At 60.7% G+C, this 17,803-nt stretch carries 13 protein-coding genes; 9 read left to right on the top strand and 4 right to left on the bottom strand.

Features of this window, described 5'->3' with window-relative positions; all coding sequences use genetic code 11:
• Nucleotides 1-333: 333 nt before the first annotated feature.
• The 4 genes from EI293_RS07515 to EI293_RS07500 all read right to left on the bottom strand — a co-directional run bounded on the left by EI293_RS07515 (nt 334) and on the right by EI293_RS07500 (nt 5,323).
• Nucleotides 334-1,098 carry a carbonic anhydrase gene (locus EI293_RS07515; RefSeq protein ID WP_246010573.1) on the bottom strand — a complete coding sequence of 255 codons (765 nt, stop codon included), beginning with the start codon at nt 1,096-1,098 and terminating at the stop codon, nt 334-336.
• Between the two features lie 110 nt (nt 1,099-1,208).
• Complete coding sequence (locus EI293_RS07510; protein WP_125436530.1) at nt 1,209-2,816, bottom strand: SulP family inorganic anion transporter; 1,608 nt, start codon at nt 2,814-2,816, stop codon at nt 1,209-1,211.
• Nucleotides 2,817-3,084: 268 nt separating this feature from the next.
• A complete protein-coding gene (locus EI293_RS07505) occupies nt 3,085-4,491 on the bottom strand; it encodes a sensor histidine kinase (RefSeq protein ID WP_125436529.1) in 1,407 nt (468 codons plus the stop codon).
• A 154-nt stretch (nt 4,492-4,645) separates the two neighbouring features.
• A complete protein-coding gene (locus tag EI293_RS07500) occupies nt 4,646-5,323 on the bottom strand; it encodes a response regulator transcription factor (protein WP_125436528.1) in 678 nt (225 codons plus the stop codon).
• A 270-nt stretch (nt 5,324-5,593) separates the two neighbouring features.
• Here EI293_RS07500 and EI293_RS07495 point away from each other — a divergent pair, with 270 nt between their 5' ends.
• From EI293_RS07495 to EI293_RS07455, 9 genes are all read left to right on the top strand, one after another.
• Nucleotides 5,594-6,382 carry a polysaccharide biosynthesis/export family protein gene (locus tag EI293_RS07495; RefSeq protein WP_125436527.1) on the top strand — a complete coding sequence of 263 codons (789 nt, stop codon included), beginning with the start codon at nt 5,594-5,596 and terminating at the stop codon, nt 6,380-6,382.
• Between the two features lie 59 nt (nt 6,383-6,441).
• Nucleotides 6,442-8,835, top strand: a complete 2,394-nt coding sequence (locus tag EI293_RS07490; RefSeq protein WP_170170290.1) for a polysaccharide biosynthesis tyrosine autokinase — start codon at nt 6,442-6,444, stop codon at nt 8,833-8,835.
• A gap of 111 nt (nt 8,836-8,946) precedes the next feature.
• Nucleotides 8,947-10,572, top strand: coding sequence for a lipopolysaccharide biosynthesis protein (locus EI293_RS07485; protein ID WP_125436525.1), 1,626 nt, complete (start codon nt 8,947-8,949; stop codon nt 10,570-10,572).
• 2 nt (nt 10,573-10,574) lie between these two features.
• Complete coding sequence (locus EI293_RS07480) at nt 10,575-11,732, top strand: glycosyltransferase family 4 protein (RefSeq protein ID WP_125436524.1); 1,158 nt, start codon at nt 10,575-10,577, stop codon at nt 11,730-11,732.
• A complete protein-coding gene (locus tag EI293_RS07475; RefSeq protein WP_125436523.1) occupies nt 11,729-13,048 on the top strand; it encodes an O-antigen ligase family protein in 1,320 nt (439 codons plus the stop codon). The genes EI293_RS07480 and EI293_RS07475 overlap by 4 nt, the downstream gene beginning before the upstream one ends.
• Complete coding sequence (locus EI293_RS07470; RefSeq protein WP_211339517.1) at nt 13,032-14,060, top strand: nucleotide-diphospho-sugar transferase; 1,029 nt, start codon at nt 13,032-13,034, stop codon at nt 14,058-14,060. The genes EI293_RS07475 and EI293_RS07470 overlap by 17 nt, the downstream gene beginning before the upstream one ends.
• Nucleotides 14,057-15,364 (top strand): glycosyltransferase family 4 protein, encoded by a 1,308-nt coding sequence (locus EI293_RS07465; protein WP_125436522.1) that lies wholly within the window; start codon nt 14,057-14,059, stop codon nt 15,362-15,364. Before EI293_RS07470 ends, EI293_RS07465 begins: the two co-directional genes overlap by 4 nt.
• Nucleotides 15,365-15,424: 60 nt before the next feature.
• Nucleotides 15,425-16,264 (top strand): glycosyltransferase family 2 protein, encoded by an 840-nt coding sequence (locus tag EI293_RS07460; protein WP_125436521.1) that lies wholly within the window; start codon nt 15,425-15,427, stop codon nt 16,262-16,264.
• Nucleotides 16,230-17,501, top strand: a complete 1,272-nt coding sequence (locus EI293_RS07455; RefSeq protein ID WP_125436520.1) for a hypothetical protein — start codon at nt 16,230-16,232, stop codon at nt 17,499-17,501. The genes EI293_RS07460 and EI293_RS07455 overlap by 35 nt, the downstream gene beginning before the upstream one ends.
• Nucleotides 17,502-17,803 lie beyond the last annotated feature (302 nt).

Here is a 17,803-nt window from a genome sequence, read left to right as displayed (position 1 = left end):
ATTCTGATAAAAACCTTCGGCTTCTAGTACTGAAGCTGTTTAGAAAGTCGACTTGGGGCAAGCAGGCGCACTTGCTGGAAGCCCTCTGCATTAGGCCGACGCAGGTAGGCACGAATTGATATTTTCTCTGGTAGTTAGAACGCTCAGGCGTAGCAGGAATGAAAAGTCACGATCTACTTTTGAACATACTTTTTACCTAGGCACCGCATTTTATTACCAGCTGTATCACCCCTTAAAACGCAAAAAAACCACCATTTCCAAAGGAAATGGTGGTTCCACACATCGAAAGCGCACTCCCCTCAGACTACGCCCGATGATGCTGGAGCGACAGACCTAGCTGGTCTGACGCATGGTTTCTTTGCCTGCTTTTTTTGTTTCCTTTGCCGCTTCATCCGTCAGCTCGGGTTTGTCGGCGGTGAGGCCGGGCTGCTCCACTTCCTTCTCCAGCACTTTGGCGGCATGCTGCATGGCATGGGTGCCGTAGATGTGCTCCAGTTCCGCAATCAGGTTGTCCTCTACCTGCAGATCCTTCAGCAGGCCTTCCTTGATATCGTACACCAAGCCGTGCAGACGGGGTGGCTTGGCTCCTTTGCGGGCATTCTGGATAATACTGGTTTTGGCGAGGTTGCGCACCTGCTCAATCACGTTCAGCTCTACCAACCGACGCAGGCGGGCATCGTCGTCCTTGATGCGCAGGAATTCCATTTCGTGCATCCGGATAACGTCGCGGATGTTGGTCAGCCAGCCATCGATGAGGCCATATTGCTTGTTGCTGGCTGCTGCTGCCACACCGCCGCAACCATAGTGGCCTACCACCATAATATCCTCCACGCCCAGCACTTCCACCGCGTATTGCAGCACCGACAGCAAGTTGTAATCGGTGTGAATAACGAGGTTGGCAATGTTTCGATGCACAAACATTTCGCCGGGCCCGGTGCCGGTGATGGCCGAGGCCGGCACCCGCGAATCGGAGCAGCCAATGAACAAGTATCTGGGCTTTTGGCCGTCGGCCAGCCGGTTGAAGAAGTCCGGGTCCTTGGCCCGCTTTTCTTCAACCCACTTGCGGTTATTGTCCAGAATTGGTTCGATGCCTTGCATATGGTTGGGTAGCGAAACGGTTGGTTGACTTGTTGAAGTGACAGATGAAGAATGAGTCCGTGATGGCAGCGGGGTTACTGCCCAGCCCTTAATCAGTTTGCTTGTTCACGCTAGTGGCCCAGCACCTGCACCTGCGGAATGGCCCGCAGCTCCAGCTGAATCCCGCGTTCCGGGGCTGAGAGACGGAAGTTCTCAATGGCTTCCAGCACGTCGTAATCAATGAACGAGGAGTCGGAACCATCAATGAGCACGTTGGTGTCGTTGGGCAGCTCATCCAGCACCTTCACGATGCTGGCCTTATTGAGAAAGGATACCTGCTCCGACAATTTGAGGTGGACAGGACCCGCCTGCTGCGAGGCCGGCTTGCTCAGAAAATACGCCGACTCATAATTGGCCTTCAGAATGTAGAAGATGCCAATGGCCAGACCAACCGTCACGCCTTTTAGCAAGTCAGTAAACAGAATGGCCAGAATGGTAACGATGAACGGCAGGAACTGCTGCCACCCCAACCGCCACTGCGTAACGTATAAGGCGGGTTTCGTGAGTTTGTAGCCGACCACCAGCAGCACCGCTGCCAGGGCCGAGTAGGGCACCTGATTCAGGATGGACTCCAGAAACAACAGGCTCACCAGCAGCAGCAGGCCATGAAAAAAGGAGGACATGCGCGTTTGCCCGCCGGCATTGATGTTAGCCGAACTGCGCACGATAACGGCCGTGATGGGCAAGCCGCCCAGCAAGCCGCTGATGATATTGCCTGCTCCCTGCGCCATTAGCTCCCGGTTGGTTGGCGTGACGCGCTTGTGCGGGTCGAGCTTATCCACTGCCTTCACACTCAGCAAAGACTCCAGCGACGCCACCACGGCAATGGTGAAGGCCACCATCACGAAGCCCGGATGCTTCAGCGCCGACCAGTCGGGTTTGGCAAAGGCGGACGTAAAGTCGTGCCAGGAGGTGATGTTGGGCAGATTTACCAGATGCTGGGGCCGAATGCGCAATACCGGAGCGGCCACATCGAGCAGGTTATTGAGCCCGATAGCCAGCAGTACCACAATCAGGGCCCCGGGAATGAGCCGTAATGCTTTCACGCGCTTTACTACCTTCTCTTCCCAGAGCAACAGCACCCCCAACGACACCAACCCCACCAACAGAGAACCAGCCCCGATTCCCTGCAGTGCATTTTCGATAGCCGAGAAGGTATTCTGCCCATCGAACTGCAGGAAGGTCATGTCCTCAAAGTAGTCGGCATCAGCCCCCAACAGGTGCGGAATCTGCTTGAGAATAAGCGTGAGGCCAATGGCAGCCAGCATGCCCCGGATAACGGACGTAGGGAAGTAAAGCCCGATAATACCCGCTTTGAGCACCCCGAGAATTACCTGAATAATACCCGCAATAACCACGGCCGCCAATACCGCTTCAAAGGAGCCTAACGTGCTCAGTGAAGCCAGAATGATACTGGTGAGGCCGGCCGCCGGGCCGCTGGCACTCAACTGCGAGCCGCTCAGCCATGATACGACCACGCCCCCTACGATGCCCGCAATAACGCCGGCCAGCAACGGTGCCCCCGAGGCCAGGGAAATACCCAGGCACAGCGGCAGTGCCACCAGAAAAACCACCAGTCCGGCCGGCAGGTCTTTACTCAGCGACTGCCACGGCGACGACGGTAAACCGGCGGGCCGCTGCATATTCGGTGTTTCGGAAACCCGGGCAACTTTCAACATGGGACGAGGGGAGGCAATAGAGGACGGAGCAGTCCGGCGGGCCTTTCCAGGCCCATCGAATTAATGCAAGTCTACAGCCAGCTCGTTAAGACCTAGTTAAAAGCAAATTAAAAACTAATTAAAAATTCAAATATTTGATTATCAATAATTTATACAGACAATTATTACTCAGTATCCACCTTGTATGTAGTTTGCCAGCTTCGACAACCGTAACATATTGACTAGCTACAATTTACCAAACACGGCGCATTGACGGTGAACAAACCCGTCAGACGATGGCCGTTGGCAGATCCAGGGTTACAGCCGTACCCTGGCCCAACTCACTTTCCACCACGATTTCACCTTCGTGTAGTTGCATAATTTTGGCGGTGAGCGGCAGCCCGATACCGTGGCCCGGCACGGTGCGTACAGCATCGGCCCGGAAAAAGGGCACGAATACCTGCTGGCGGTCAGCTTCCGTCATGCCCACGCCCCGGTCGCGCACGGTCAGACGCACGCGGGTGCGGGAGGTGGTGAGCGTAGCTACTACCGGCGCCAGACTACCGACGGAAAACTTACAGGCATTTTCCAGAATATTCAGGAAGGCGGAGAGGAGCAAAGCTTCGTTGCCCAGCACCCCGAACGGCACGCGGCGCGGCGCGTCGGGTGTTTCGCTGAAGTCCAGATCAATGCGGCAGGTGGGGTGACGGCGGTGCACTTCCTCGTGCGCCTGCAGCAGCAGTTCATCCAGCCGCAACAAGGTTCGCGGGACCTGCGAGGGGTCGTCGGAGGCGCGGGCAATCTGGAGCAGGCCATTGGTGAGGTCCTTGAGCAGCCGGGCCGCATCGAGGGTACTTTGCAGCACCCGGCGGTATTCCTGGGAGCTGCGCTCCTGCTGCAGCAGCGACACCTCCAGCTGCCCGATAATGGCCGCCAGCGGGGTACGCAACTCGTGCGAGGCGTCGCGCACGAAGGTGCGTTGCCCGGCAAAGGCCGTTTCGAGGCGGTTGAGCAGGCTATTGAACCGCTGGGCCAGCAACGACACCTCATCCTGCCCATCGGCCTGCGACAGGCGGCGGTGCAGGTCGGAGGCCGTGATGCTATCCACCTCCTGAATAATACGTTTCATGGGTTTCAGGGCTTGGCCGGCAAAAAACCAGCCCCCAATACCCACAATCACAAAGGAAGCCAGCAGCCCGAAGGTGAGCACCGTGGCCAAGTCCTGGAGCTTCTGGCGGGTGTCGGCATCAACGGACGAAGCTACCACCACAAAGTCGCCCCGGATGGCGTCACGGTAAAGCAGGCCCACGGTCTGGCGGTAGCTGTCTTCCAGCACTACTTCCCGGCCATCAGTACGCACCAGGCGCAGCAAATCCTGCGGCACGGCCTCGCGGCCCGCCAGGCCTTCCTCGAACACTACCTGGTTGCGGGTATCGAACACGCGCACTTCCTCCTCGGGCAGGGTGCGGTAGAACTGCCGCAGGTAGCGCCGGTAGGAAGCCCGGCTTTCCTCGTCTTCCCGCCGGGTACCATCGAGGTAGACGTGGGCCACAATGCGGGCCCGGGCAAACAGACTTTCACTGAACGCCTCCCGCCGCGACTGGTAGGTAAAAAAGTAAATCACCGCCGAAAACAGCAGCAGCGTTACAACCAGAATAGCGGCAAATTGCAGCGTCAGGCGGGTACGGATGGACATTTATTGAATGTAGTAAGTGTGGTAAAAAATGTGGCGAATGTGCGCAGTACAGGGTAGCAGGATGCCGGAAACTGCCTAAGCTCGTTTGCGCCCAGATCCTGTCCGGCATTTCGCCCATTCAACCACATTATCTCACACTCTCCGCAGCAGGAAGCTACTCTTCCTTCATCACGTACCCCATGCCCACCAGCGTGTGAATGAGCTTGGGGGTGAAGTCTTTATCGAGTTTTTTGCGGAGGAAGTTGATGTACACGTCGATGACGTTGGAGCCCGTATCGAAGGACGTTTCCCAGACGTGCTCCAGAATATCCACGCGCGACACCACGCGGTTCTGGCTGCGCAACAGGTATTCCAGCAGGGCAAACTCCCGGGCCGTGAGTTGAATGGTCTGGCCGGCGCGCTGCACCAGCTTCCGGCTGGGGTCAAGGCTAAGGTCGGCTAGGCGCAGGACCGAGTTGGCGGAGGGGGAGTCGTGGCGGCGGCGCGTGAGGGCCCGGATGCGGGCCAGCAGCTCCTGAAACGCAAACGGCTTCACCAGATAATCGTCGGCGCCGGCATCGAGGCCCCGGATTTTATCGTCGGTTTCGCCCAGGGCCGTGAGCATCAGAATGGGTACGCTGGTATCGTGGGCGCGCACCTGCCGGCACACTTCCAGCCCGCTGAGGCCGGGCAGCAGCGTATCCAGAATCAGCAGATCATAGGAATTGGCCTGGGCCAGGCGCAGCCCCAGCACCCCATCGGCGGCCAGATCTACGGTGTGATGTTGCTCCGTGAGGCCCTGGTGCAGAAAGGAGGCCACTTTGGGTTCGTCTTCAACCAACAGAATTTTCATGGACAGGCTATACGCGAATGAAAGGCAGCAAGGTAGTACCACCAAGCCGGACACCGGATAAAAACAACTTTGCGCCCTCCTGACCATCATAAGCCCATTACTTCTATCAATACAAAAAAATATCCGAATAATTTAAATAAACCTTGACTTTACGGCTTCAATCCAATACGTTTATGGAAATATTCAATAGAAGTGTTTGGGCATTCAATTGTGTGCCTACACTTTTTCTGAACTCCTCCGCAGAATCCATTCGCTGCTTTTCTCTCCCCTATGCGCCTCTCTCTCCGCTTCCGTTATCTGTTGGTGTTGCTGCTGCCCTTACTGGCCGGGTTGGGCGGCTGTGTTTCGCAACGCAAACTCCCCTATCTGCAGGGCAACAGCTACAGCACCCGCACCCCAGTAACGGTGGACAACGTCCGCCAGCAGTACCGCATCCAGCCCGGTGATGTGCTCAGCATTCGGGTGCAGAGCGTGCAGCAGCAGATGAACGACATGTTCAATACCGTGGACACCCGGGCCGTGTTCAACGGCGACCCGGGCAACCTCTACCTCACTGGCTACTCCGTGGATGAGGCCGGGACCATTAATCTGCCTACGGTGGGCCGCCTGAAGGTGCTGGGCCTCACGGTGGAAGAAGCCCAGGCGCTGGTGCAGCAGCAGGTGGGTACGTATATCACCAAAGCGAATGTGCTGGTGAAGCTGCTCTCCTTTAAGGTAACGGTGCTGGGCGAGGTGCGCGTGCCGGGCCGCTACTTCGTGTACAACGCGCAATGCACCGTGCTGGAGGGGCTGGGCCTGGCCGGCGACCTGACCGAGTTCGGCAACCGCCAGAACGTGAAGCTGATCCGGCAGACGGCGAAGGGCTCGGAGGTGGTGCTGCTCGACCTCACCGACCCGGCCCTGCTCACCTCGCCCTACTTCTACTTGCTGCCCAACGATGCGCTGTACGTGGAGCCCATGAAGGCCCGCACCGACCGAGGCAACGCCACCAACCTAGCCCTGGTATTCGCCGGCATTTCGGCGGTGGTACTGGTGCTCAACTACCTGAAAATCCTCTGATACCAGGGGCCTGATTACCGCCGAACCTCCCCTCATCCTACCATTAAATGACTATCGGAATGGAACAACGTCCCTCTACTCCCGCTGATGACCTTGATCTGCACGAGCTTTTCTTCCGGTTACGCAACCGCTGGCCGTTGTTCCTCGCTTCGTTACTGCTGGCCGGGCTGGCGGCTTTCTTCTACCTGAAAGTAAAGCAGCCGGTGTACGCCTTCCGCTCTACTATGCTGCTGGGCGACCAGGGCACCGGCTCGAAGCAGGCGCAGGAGCTGCTCAAAATTCTGGAAGTCAAGGAAAAAGGCTCCAAGATGGAGGACGAAATCGGGCTGCTTACCTCCGCCGATATGGTACAGCGGGCTCTCAAGCGTCTGCCGTTTGAAGCCAGCTACTACGCGGCCCCCACCTCGTGGCTGAACTCCCTGAAAGATGTGCAAGTGCAGGAACGGCCGGCCGGCGCGGTACCCTTCCGCCTGATCCCCGACCCCAACGCGCCCCAGCTCACGGGCGTCCGCATTTATGTGGACCCGCTGCCCGACGGCCGCTACCATGTGCAGGCCGATGCCGACAAAGGCCAGCTCTACAGCCTGCCTACCGGCGAGTTGGTGCGGGAAGTACTGAATCCGCACATAAATGAGATGGTACGGCCCGGCGATACGCTCCGGACTCCTTTGCTTACAGCCGTATTCCAGCCGGAGCCCGGATACCCGGCCCAGGCTACGCTGGAACGCTACTTTGTGCAGCTGCGCGACCAGGCCAGCCTGACTGGCGAGTACCAGCAGCACCTCACCGTGCGCCCCATCGACCGGGAATCCCGGATTGTGGAGCTGGCCAGCAAAGGCAGCGTGCCCCAGAAGGAAATTCAGTTTCTGGATACGCTGATGCGGGTGTACGTGGAAAACGATTTGCGCGATAAGAACGTCACGGGCCAGAAAACGGTGGCGTTTCTGGACAAAGAAATCGGCCACCTCTCCGACTCGCTGCGGCGCTCCACGGCCGCGCTCAGCTCCTTCCGGGCGGCCCGGGGCATGGTGGATGCCGGGGCGCAGTCGGCTAGCGGTATTCAGCAGCAGGGCGAGCTGGAAATGCTGCGGGCCAAGGTGAGCACCAACCGAAAGTATTACCAGAACATGCTCAGCTACCTTCGCTCCCACCAGGGTGCCGGCCAGCTGGCGGCTCCTACCAGCGTGGGCATTGAGGACCCGGTGGTAAACAACCTGATTATGCAGCTTACCGACCTGAACAGCCAGCGGGCGGCCATGGGCGTGAATGCCTCCCTGGAAAACCCGATGGTCACTATCCTAGATGAGCGCATCAAAGTAGCCAAGGAAAGCCTGACCCAGACGCTGGTAAACATGACCCGCGCCGCCGACATTGCCCTCCGCGACCTGGACGGCCAGCTGGGCCGGGTGCGCGGCACTATGAGCCAGATGCCCGAAAACGAGCGGCAGCTGGCCACCCTGAAAAGCAAAACCGATTTCAACGACAAGAACTACCAGTTCCTGATTGAGAAGCGGGCCGAAGCCGCCATTGCCCTGGCTACCAATGCCACCGACAAGAAAGTGGTGGACGTGGCGGCTATGAACGGCGACGGACCTACCGCCCCTAAGCCCGGCATGGTGGCCCTCATTGCGGTGGTAGCGGGCCTGCTGCTGCCGCTGGGCGTTACGCTGATGCTGCACAAGGCCAACCGCCTCATCCAGAGCAAGGAAGACCTGTCGCGCATCACTACCATTCCGATGCTGGGCGTGGTGGCCCACGGCTCCAAGCAGGACAAGGAAAACATGTTGCGCGACCCCAAAGGCCCTATTGCCGAGTCGTTCCGCTCTATTCGGGTGAATCTGCAGTACCTCTCGGCGGGGCTGGATAAGAAGGTGATTGGCGTCACGTCATCGGTGCCGGGCGAGGGTAAAACCTTCTGCACCGTGAACCTGGCCGCCGAAATAGCCCTGAGTGGCCGGAAGGTGCTGTTGCTGGAATGCGACCTGCGCCGCCCCACCGTAGCAGGCTACTTCGGACTGCAGGACGTGTGCGCCGAGCATGGACTGAGCAGCTACCTGATGGGTTTGAGCACGTTTGAGGAATGCCGCCACTCCTCCATGGTGCGCAATCTGGACGTGCTGTGCTGCGGCCCCATTCCCCAGAACCCTACCGAGCTGCTGGAAAGCCAGCGCATGGATGACCTGATGGTACGCCTGCGCGAGGAGTACGATTATGTACTGATAGATACGCCACCCACCGGCTACGTAGCCGAGTTCTTTATGCTGCTGCGCCACCTCGATGCCAACATCTACGTGGTGCGCCAGAACTATACCGACAAGGGCCTGATCAGTCAGATTAACGAGCTGCACCTGGAGCAGAAGGTGAAGCAGATTTACATGATCATCAACGACATGCATTTCACCAAAACCTACGAGTACCGCTATAAGGAAAAGGCTTATACCTACGGCTACTAAGCCAACCTGCCTTTCTCGTCCCGGCTCCCCGGCTCACCGTTGCCGGGGAGCAAAATTCCCCGCTCTACCGCATTCCACCTATTCCAGGCACCTTCTATTCCGGATGGCCTCATGGCATCTTCTTCCTCTCCAAACCTGACCGCCGCCGCCGTGCACGGCGTGAAATGGACCACGGCGGCCACCATCATCACGGCCGTGCTGCAGATTGGCTACTCGGCCACCATGGCGCGGCTCCTGACGCCGGCGGCCTTCGGGCTGGTGGCGCTGGCGGGCGTGATTCTGCGCTTCGGCTCTTACTTCGCCCAAATGGGCATGGAGCAGGCCATCATCCAGAAGGCCGAGCTGACCCGCGCCGACGTGCGCGCGGCCTTCACGTCGTCGGTGGCGCTGGGCACCTTGTTTGCCGGCCTGCTGGTGCTGGCCGCGCCGCTGGCCGCCGGCGTGGTTCGGCAGCCCGAGGTAGTACCGGTGGTGCGCGTGCTGGCCGGGGGCATTTTCCTGACGGGCCTCAACGCCACCGCCCTGAGCCTGCTGCGCCGCCACATGAAATTCCGGACGCTGGCCCTTATTGAGGTGGCTTCCTACGTTATCAGCTACGGCGCCCTAGGCATTGGGCTGGCTTTTCAGGGCTTCGGAGTCTGGAGCTTGGTGGCCGCCACGCTGGGCCAGGGCCTGCTACTGACGGTACTGAGCTACCTGGCCGAACGCCACGATGTACGCCTGCTGTTCGATTGGGAAACTTACCGGCCACTGGTGGCTTACGGCAGCCGCATGTCGGCCATCAGCTTCCTGGAATTCGTGACTGGCTCCCTGGATACGCTGCTTATCGGGCGGCTGCTGGGGGCGGCGGCGCTGGGCATTTACAGCCGCGGCTGGATGCTGATCGGCCTGCCGGTGTACCTGCTGACGACCAGCGTCTCGAAGGTGGTATTTCCCTCCTTCAGCCAGGTGCAGGCCGACCGGCCCCGGTTGCGGGCCGTGTACCTGAGCAGCATCACGCTCATTGCGGCCCTCGTGATTCCCATCTGCGCCGGCGCGGCCGTAGCTGCTCCCGAAATTGTGCGCGTGATGCTGGGCTCGGGCTGGGAAGCGGCCGTACCAGTGCTCCAGATAACGTGCGCGGCTTTCAGCCTGAGTATGGTGACGATGTTTGCCGGGGTGGTGTGCGATGCTACCGCCACGCTCACGCCCAAGCTCTGGCTGAACCTGCTGTACGCGGTGCTGCTCACGGGCCTGTTTTTCGGGCTGAGCCGCTACGGCCTGCTGGGCGTGGCCGCCGCCGTGGTGGCCGGTGAGGTTATCCGCACCGTGCTGTACCTGCTGCTGATGCGCCGGGTGCTGGCCGTGACGGTGCCGGAAGTGCTGGGCTCCTACGGGCCAGGGCTGCTGACAGGCGTGGGCGTAGCGGCTGGCATTGCCGGCGTGCGCCTGCTGCTGCCCCCCGGCACAGTGCCGGCTGCCGTGCTGCTCCTTCTGGAAATGCTGGCCGGGGCGCTGCTGCTGGCCACCGGTACGCTGCTGGCCCCGCCCGCCCGCCTGCGCCAGGTGCTGCGTCGCCTGCTCGGCCGCCTGCACGACGGACAGGCCGCCACTGGCCGCCTGGGTCAGCTGCTCACCGCCTTTACCAACCGACTGGCCCGCCTTGATGGTGAGGTGCTGCCGGCCGCTCCTTCCGCTCCCGTTACCCGCCGCCCCCATCCCGCCCTGCTGCCCGATCCTGAAACCGAACTGGTATAACCATGCGTGTTCTCTACGACCATCAGGCGTTTACCCTCCAGGACTTCGGAGGCGTATCCCGCTACCACCACGAGCTGCTCTGCCACGCCAACTGGCAATCGGAACTGGCCGTGGCCCTCAGTAACAACCTGTACCTGCGCGACAACCAGCACAGCCGGCACCGCACCTTTCTGCCCGATTCCTCGCTGCCGGCCCGCTGGCGCGTGATTCGGTATTTCAACCAGCGGGCCTCCCGGCAGGCCCTGCGCCGGGGCGCGTTCGACGTGTTTCACCCCACGCTGGCCGACGACGACTACTTCCTGGACCTACTGACTCCCGAACAGCCGCTGGTGGTCACGATTCACGACATGATTCCGGCCCTGTTTCCGGAGCACTACCCTGACCGGGACGCCGCCGTGCTCACGCGCATCGTGCAGCGGGCCAGCCGCATCATTACCGTGTCGGAAAACACCCGGGCCGATGTGCTGCGGCTGCTGCCGGTGGCTCCCGAACGGGTACGGGTAGTACATCACGGCTACGCCGACCGGGAATATTCCTCGGGTGGGCCGGCCCTGGCGCTGCCGGACCGCTACGTGCTGTTTACGGGCAGCCGGGCGCTGTATAAGAACTTCGGCTGCCTGGTAGAAGCCCTGGCTCTGCTACCGCCGGCCACGGCCCGGGGCCTGCACCTGGTCTGCGCCGGGGGTGGCCCGTTCTCGGCCCCGGAGCGGGAGCTGCTGCGCCGCACCGGCTGGGCCGACCGAGCCCACCAGTTCGGGCCGGTGTCGGATGCTCAGCTCAACCAACTCTACCGGCAGGCCCAGGCATTTGTGTTCCCCTCCGAGTATGAAGGCTTTGGCCTGCCCATTCTGGAAGCCTACGGCCAGCAGTGCTCGGTGCTGCTGAGTGAGGCATCCTGCTTCCCCGAAATTGCCCGCGAAGCTGCCCTTTACTTCCCGCCCAACCAGCCCGCCGCCCTGGCCGAGCAACTCGCCCGCCTGCTGACGGATGCCCACCTGCGCCGCGACCTGGTGCGGCTGGGCCAGCTGCGCCTGCTCGATTTTACCTGGCAATATACTGCCCGCCGCACCCGGGAAGTGTATGAGGAAGCCTGCCAGGACAACCGGCCGCCGGTTGTCTCAACCCGGGCTACCGCGCCTCTTCCAGCCCCGGCGCTATGAGAATCAATTTCCGCTTCCTGCATACTCTGCCCCTGCTGCTGCTACTAGTAACCGACCGGGCCTTCACTGAATTCGTGGTGAAAGACGAGGACGACCCCGTACTAAGTCAGTATGGCTACCTGATGACGGCCTTTTCGCTGGCGCTCATTGTATGGTATTTCCGCTACTTAAGCCCGGTAATGCGCCGGTGGCTGGCGGCAACGGTAGCCGCCATTGGGCTGCTGGCCCTGGAGTCGTACAACGGCTGGGGCACGCCCATGGTGTACCCGCACGTATTTGCTAAGCTCACTATCCTGCTGCCCATTTTTGCGCTGTTTGCCTACTACCGCTGCCATGCGCTACCCGTGAGCCTGCTCATGTTCCTGGCGCTGCTGGGGCTTACCGCGAACCTGGCCATTTATCATCCGGAAGCTCTGAGTCTGTCGGCTTTTCTGGAAAATGAACGGGGATTTCAGGTAACCTCGGCCTTCCTACTGCTGCTGCCTGCGCTCTACTACTTCAATCAGTACCTGACCCGGGGCGGCCTGTTGCGGCTGGGCGTGTTCTTCGTGATTCTGGCCCTGATTGTGTTTCTGCAACACCGCACCGTGTGGCTGACCACGGCCCTGGCCCTGGTGGTAAACGGGCTGCTCATTGCATTTCGCCGGGTAGAAGGCATGCAGCTTACGCCCAACCGGCTCCTGCCCATTCTACTGCTGCCTCTGGTAGTAGGCAGCCTGGGCGGTGCAGCCGTGGTGCTGGATAACCCACAGGTGCTCAAAAAGCTGGAAGAAAGCGTGTCGGACATCGAAAACGCTGACAAGCAGGGTACCGGCAGCTGGCGGCTCAAGCAAATTGAAGCCTACCAGCCGTTTGTGGAGGAAAACCCGGTGGTGGGCATGCGGCTGGAAGGCTTCGAGCTGCCCATTCAGTTTTACGGCGACGGGGATGCGCCCATCTGGCGCGACCGGACCGGCCACCACTTCCACAGCTTCTACCTCGACCGGCTGTTTTATTTTGGCCTGCTGGGGTTGCTGCTGGTGGTGGCCGTGCCCATCGGGCTGTTGGTGCGCCGCGTGCGGCAGCCGGTACCGTTCAGCCCCACTACGGCGGCGTTGGTGAGCTTCATCTCCTGTACGCTGCTCTACGGGTTTTCCTACGACTGGCCACCTTACCTCTATGCCCTGCTGGGCCTCACGCTGGCCGCCGCTTTTCCCCTGCCTTATACGGCCCCGACAACAGCCCGCCCAGCTATCCGGCCGGCCCAATCTGCCGCCCCTGCTGACTTTCCTTACCCTGCACCTCAAGCTTCTGCCGCGTATGTCGCCCTCCCCTGATGCTTCTGCTCCTCTGCAAACGGCAGTACTATTGCTGATTTTCAACCGTCCTGAAACTACCCGACGCGTATTCGAAGCCGTGCGCCGCGCCCAGCCGCCCCGCCTGTACCTGGCCGCCGACGGCCCCCGTACCACGCACCCCGATGACCCCGCCCGCTGCGCCGCCGCCCGCGCCATCGTGGCCGATATCGACTGGCCCTGCGAAGTATTCACCCTGTTCCGGACTACCAACCTGAACTGCGGCGTGGGTCCGGCTTCGGCCATCGACTGGTTTTTCCGGCAGGAAGAGAAAGGCATCATTCTGGAGGATGACTGCGTACCGGCACCCTCGTTTTTCCGGTTTTGCGAGGACCTGCTCGGCCGCTACCGCCACGATACCCGCGTGATGCACATCGGGGGCAACAACTTCAGCCGGGAAGCCCGGGCCGCGCGCCCGGTGGAGGCCGAGTCGTACTACTTTTCCACCCAGGTGAACAGCTGGGGCTGGGCTACCTGGCGGCGGGCCTGGCAGCTGTATGATTTTCACCTCCATCAGTTTCAGCCCCTGCAGGAACAGGGTAAGCTCCGGGGCCTGTACAGTTCAGGACTTGAAAGCCGCTACCGCCTCAGCAAAATAGCCGGCGTGCTGGATTTGCCCGAGCCGCCCGACGTGTGGGACTATCAGTGGCACTTTGCCATTGTGGCCAACTCGGGGCTGTGCGTGGTACCGGCCGTAAATCTGGTAGGCAACATTGGGTTTGGCGACGACAGCACCCACACGCTGGATGCTACCGACGAGTTTGCCAACGTGCCGACCCGGGAGCTGAGTTTCCCGTTGCGCCACCCGGCCCAGGTACTCTGCGACCAGCGCCGGGACCGGCAGCGGTTCCGGGAATTTTTCTGGGGGCGGGTTTCCGCTAAGCTCCGCCGCACCGTCCGCCAGCTACTGCACCGCGCCCCGGCCCGCCCGACTCCGGCCCGTCCTGCACTACCGCTGCCTGCCGCCTCACGACCTCATACCCAACTCGCATGAACGTTCTGATTTCAGCCTACGCCTGCAACCCAGTTAATGGTGGAGAAGATGGCTTTGGGTTCAACTGGACCTGGCAGACTGCCCGGCGCGGCCACCGCGTGTGGTGCATTACCAACCCCGACGGCCGCTCCGGCATCGAGCCGTTTATGGCCGAGCATGGTCATGAACTGGGCCCCAACCAGCTGCAATTCCTGTTTGTGGCCGTGCCGGCCTGGGTGCAGTTTCTGCACCGCTGGCAGTTTGGCGTGTACCTGCACTATATGGTGTGGCAGTATCTGGCCTGGAAGGAAGCCCGCCGCCTGAGCCGGGAGGTAGAGTTCGACTACGTACACCACGCCACTTACGGCAGTCTGCAGATGGGCTCCTGGATGTGGCGCCTGGGCAAACCCCTCATCTTTGGGCCGGTGGGCGGCGCGCAGCGGGCCCCGGAGGCCTTCCGGGCCTTCATTCCCGATTGGTTTAAGTCGGAAACCCTGCGTAACGCTATTGGCTGGCTGCTGATGACCTTCGACCCTAACGTGCGCCAGACGCTCCGCCACGCCACCGTGGTACTGGCCACCAACTCCGAAACCGCCGACCTGGCCCGCCGGCTGGGGGCGCGGCGGGTAGAGCTGTTTCTGGATTCGGGTCTACCGGAGTCCTTCTTCCCGGCAGTGTTTCCGGAGCGTGAAGCCTCCCCTACCCTGCGTCTGCTGTGGCTGGGCCGGCTGTTTCCGCGCAAAGCTTTGCAGCTGGCCCTCGATGCGCTGAGCCGGGTAGACCGGCGGATTCCCTTTCACCTCACCATCATCGGGGACGGCCCGCTCGGCCCACAGATTCCGGGCTGGATTGCCCGCTACGGCCTTGAAGGCCGCGTGACCTGGCGCGGGGCCGTCTCGTGGCCGGAAGTACGCACGGCCTTTCTCACCCACGATGCCTTTCTGTTCGGTAGCCTGCGCGACTCGTTCGCCTCGCAGTTTCTCGAAGCCATGGCCACCGGCCTGCCCATCATTACCCTCGACCACCAGGGTGCCCACGACTTTATTCCGGCCGCCGCCGGTCTGAAAGTGCCGGTTACGACGCCCGTAGTTACTGCCCATGCGCTGGCCCGGGCGGTAGCATACTTCTACCATCACCCCCTGGAACGCCGGGCCGCCGGCCAGGCCGGCTACGAATTCGCCCTTACCCAGACCTGGACGGCCCGGGCAGCCCGCCTGCAATCCTTGGTCACCCCCTTGCTCCAGCAGCCTGCAGCGCACCGTATGGCAGCGCCCCTTGAACACGAGGATGCCGCGGCTGGCTCCCCTCAGCTGGCCCGGGCCTGATTGGGACGGCCAGTCGTAGTTTCTATCATCCCCCTTCCGGTCTACTTTCTACTTGTTCATATGCTGTACATTGTCATCCCGGTTTTTAACCGCAAAGACTTTACCCGGGCGTGCCTCAATTCCTTGCGGCAGCAGACTACCCCGGCGTTTCGGGTAGTGGTGGTAGACGATGGCTCTACCGACGGTACCGGCCAGATGCTACGCCAGGACTTTCCGGAGGTACTCCTGGAAGAAGGCGACGGTAACCTGTTCTGGACGGCGGGGGTGAACCTGGGTATCCGCCGGGCGCTGGCAGAAGGAGCCACCCAGGTCATGACCCTCAACAACGATGTGCTGACGGCCCCCGACTTTGTGGCCCAGATGCAGGCCGTAGCCGCCCAACACCCCACGGCCGTGCTGGGGGCGCTGGAACTGGATGTCAGCACCGGCCAGCCCGTGTACGGCGGCGAAACCCTGGACTGGCGCACCAACACCCGCCGCGACCTGCTGGAAACCCTGCCCCCGGAGCAGCGGCGGGGCCTGCACCCGGTTACCTACCTACCGGGCCGGGGCCTGCTGATTCCGCGCCAAGTGCTAGAAACCATCGGCCTGTTCGATGAGAAACGCCTGCCCCACTACCTCGCCGACTTCGACTATACCAGCGTAGCCCGCCGGCACGGCTTCCCGGTGTATTGTAACTATGCCGCCCGCCTCAGCACCTACCCCGAGGAAAGCGGCCAGGAAATAACCCGCCGCCAGCGTAGCCTGCGCGGGTATTATCAGCACCTGTTCGGCATCCGGGGGGGCGGCAACCTGCGCAACTTCACCCATTTCAGCCTCAAAAACTGTCCCCGGCCTTATCTGCCCTACTTTCTGCTGAACGGTTATGCCCGCCGGCTGGTCGGCTACTTCCTTCACTAACCAGCCGCTACGGCTTTTTCCCTTCCTGCTCATGCCCGGCTATTCACTTCTGCAGCTTCTGAGTGTGCTGGGCATTTTACTGAGCGGAACTGGCTGTACGCTGAGTTCCGGCCAGAACGGGGTGCTGGTTATCCGGCAGGGAGGCACCTACTCCGGCCGCTACGAAAGCACCGACCCGGATCAGCCCTGCATCCGTATTGCCACCACCGAGCCCGTGGTGCTGGACGGCTGCGAGTTGCGGGGGCCCGGCCGCCTGATTGACGCCACCAACGGCGGGGCCCGCCTCACGGTGCGCAACTGCCGGGGCCTGGGCCTGCTGCCGGCTACTGATAACCGGGCCCGGGGCCGCTTTCTGGAAATCAACGACGGCGTAAGCCTGCTGGCCGAAAACAACTACCTGGAGCACACGGCGGGCCTGTTGGTGTACCGTTGGCAGGGCGATGGTACGCCGCAGCAAACCATTGTGGTGCGCTTTAACCAAGCCCGCAATATCGACGGCCGCTTCCGTAACGGCAGCGGCGCGAAAGTCAGCTTTCTGCAACTCAATGAGGTGCACGGGCTGGCTGGTATCGATATCGGCTGGAATCAGGTTATCAATGAGCCCAACCAAAGCATGGTGGAGGATAACATTAACCTGCATAACTCCTCCGGTACGGCCGCCCGCCCGTTGCGGGTGCATCACAACTACATTCAGGGAGCCTACCCGGTACCAGCCACCGCCCCGCATTTTACCGGCTCCGGCATCACCACTGATGGCGACGCCTCCTCGGCCCTCACCACTACCGCTTACGTCGAAGCGTACGAAAACTCCATCGTAAGCACTTGTAACGCGGCCATGAATATCGCGGCCGGCCATCACAACCACTACTACCATAATCGCATCATACAGAGTAGCCTGCTGCCCGATGGCAGCCATTTGCCGGCCAGCTACGCCGGTATGGCCATTTTCAATGCCTACAAGAAACCCACCACGGTTTTTTTTGCCAACCGGATAACCGATAATACCGTTGGCTACGTCAGTTGGGGACGCCAAGCGCCACTTCCTGACCGTCACGACCTGAGTACCAATGCCTGCATGGCCTGCACCGGCACACAACACCTGCCCAATCCTGTTTCGCGGGCCCAGGAAACCCGGGAGCTGGCTAATTGGCAGAATAGTTTGCTGGCACGGGGGTTTCGGGCAGGGCCACGCCCAGGAACGAAAGCACCCATAGCCACCCGCAGCAACCAGCAGTAACTAATTGACTACCAATACGTGTAATTTTTTGACCTTGGGCAAAAGCCCAAAAAAGGCTCGTCAACTAGTGACGAGCCTTTTTTTTATTTCAGCGTATATTACTTATAATAATAATACAATTTCATTTCTCATCAATCAGCCTTACATATTCAATCTATTTTATACATTTGCAATGAACCTCAGGTATCAATCTAGCACTTTAACAAGTTACAGGTTGAGCTGGTTTTCTCAGAAACAGTCCATACACGCCAGTTTGCGGAATTTGGATTGCATCTAAAAGAGAACCGAACGTTCAGCGGGTT

The sequence above is a fragment of the Hymenobacter perfusus genome, from assembly GCF_003944765.1.
Taxonomy (GTDB): domain Bacteria; phylum Bacteroidota; class Bacteroidia; order Cytophagales; family Hymenobacteraceae; genus Hymenobacter; species Hymenobacter perfusus.
The sequence above is the reverse complement of the archived record's forward strand: the minus strand, read 5'-3'. Positions and strand labels throughout refer to the sequence as shown.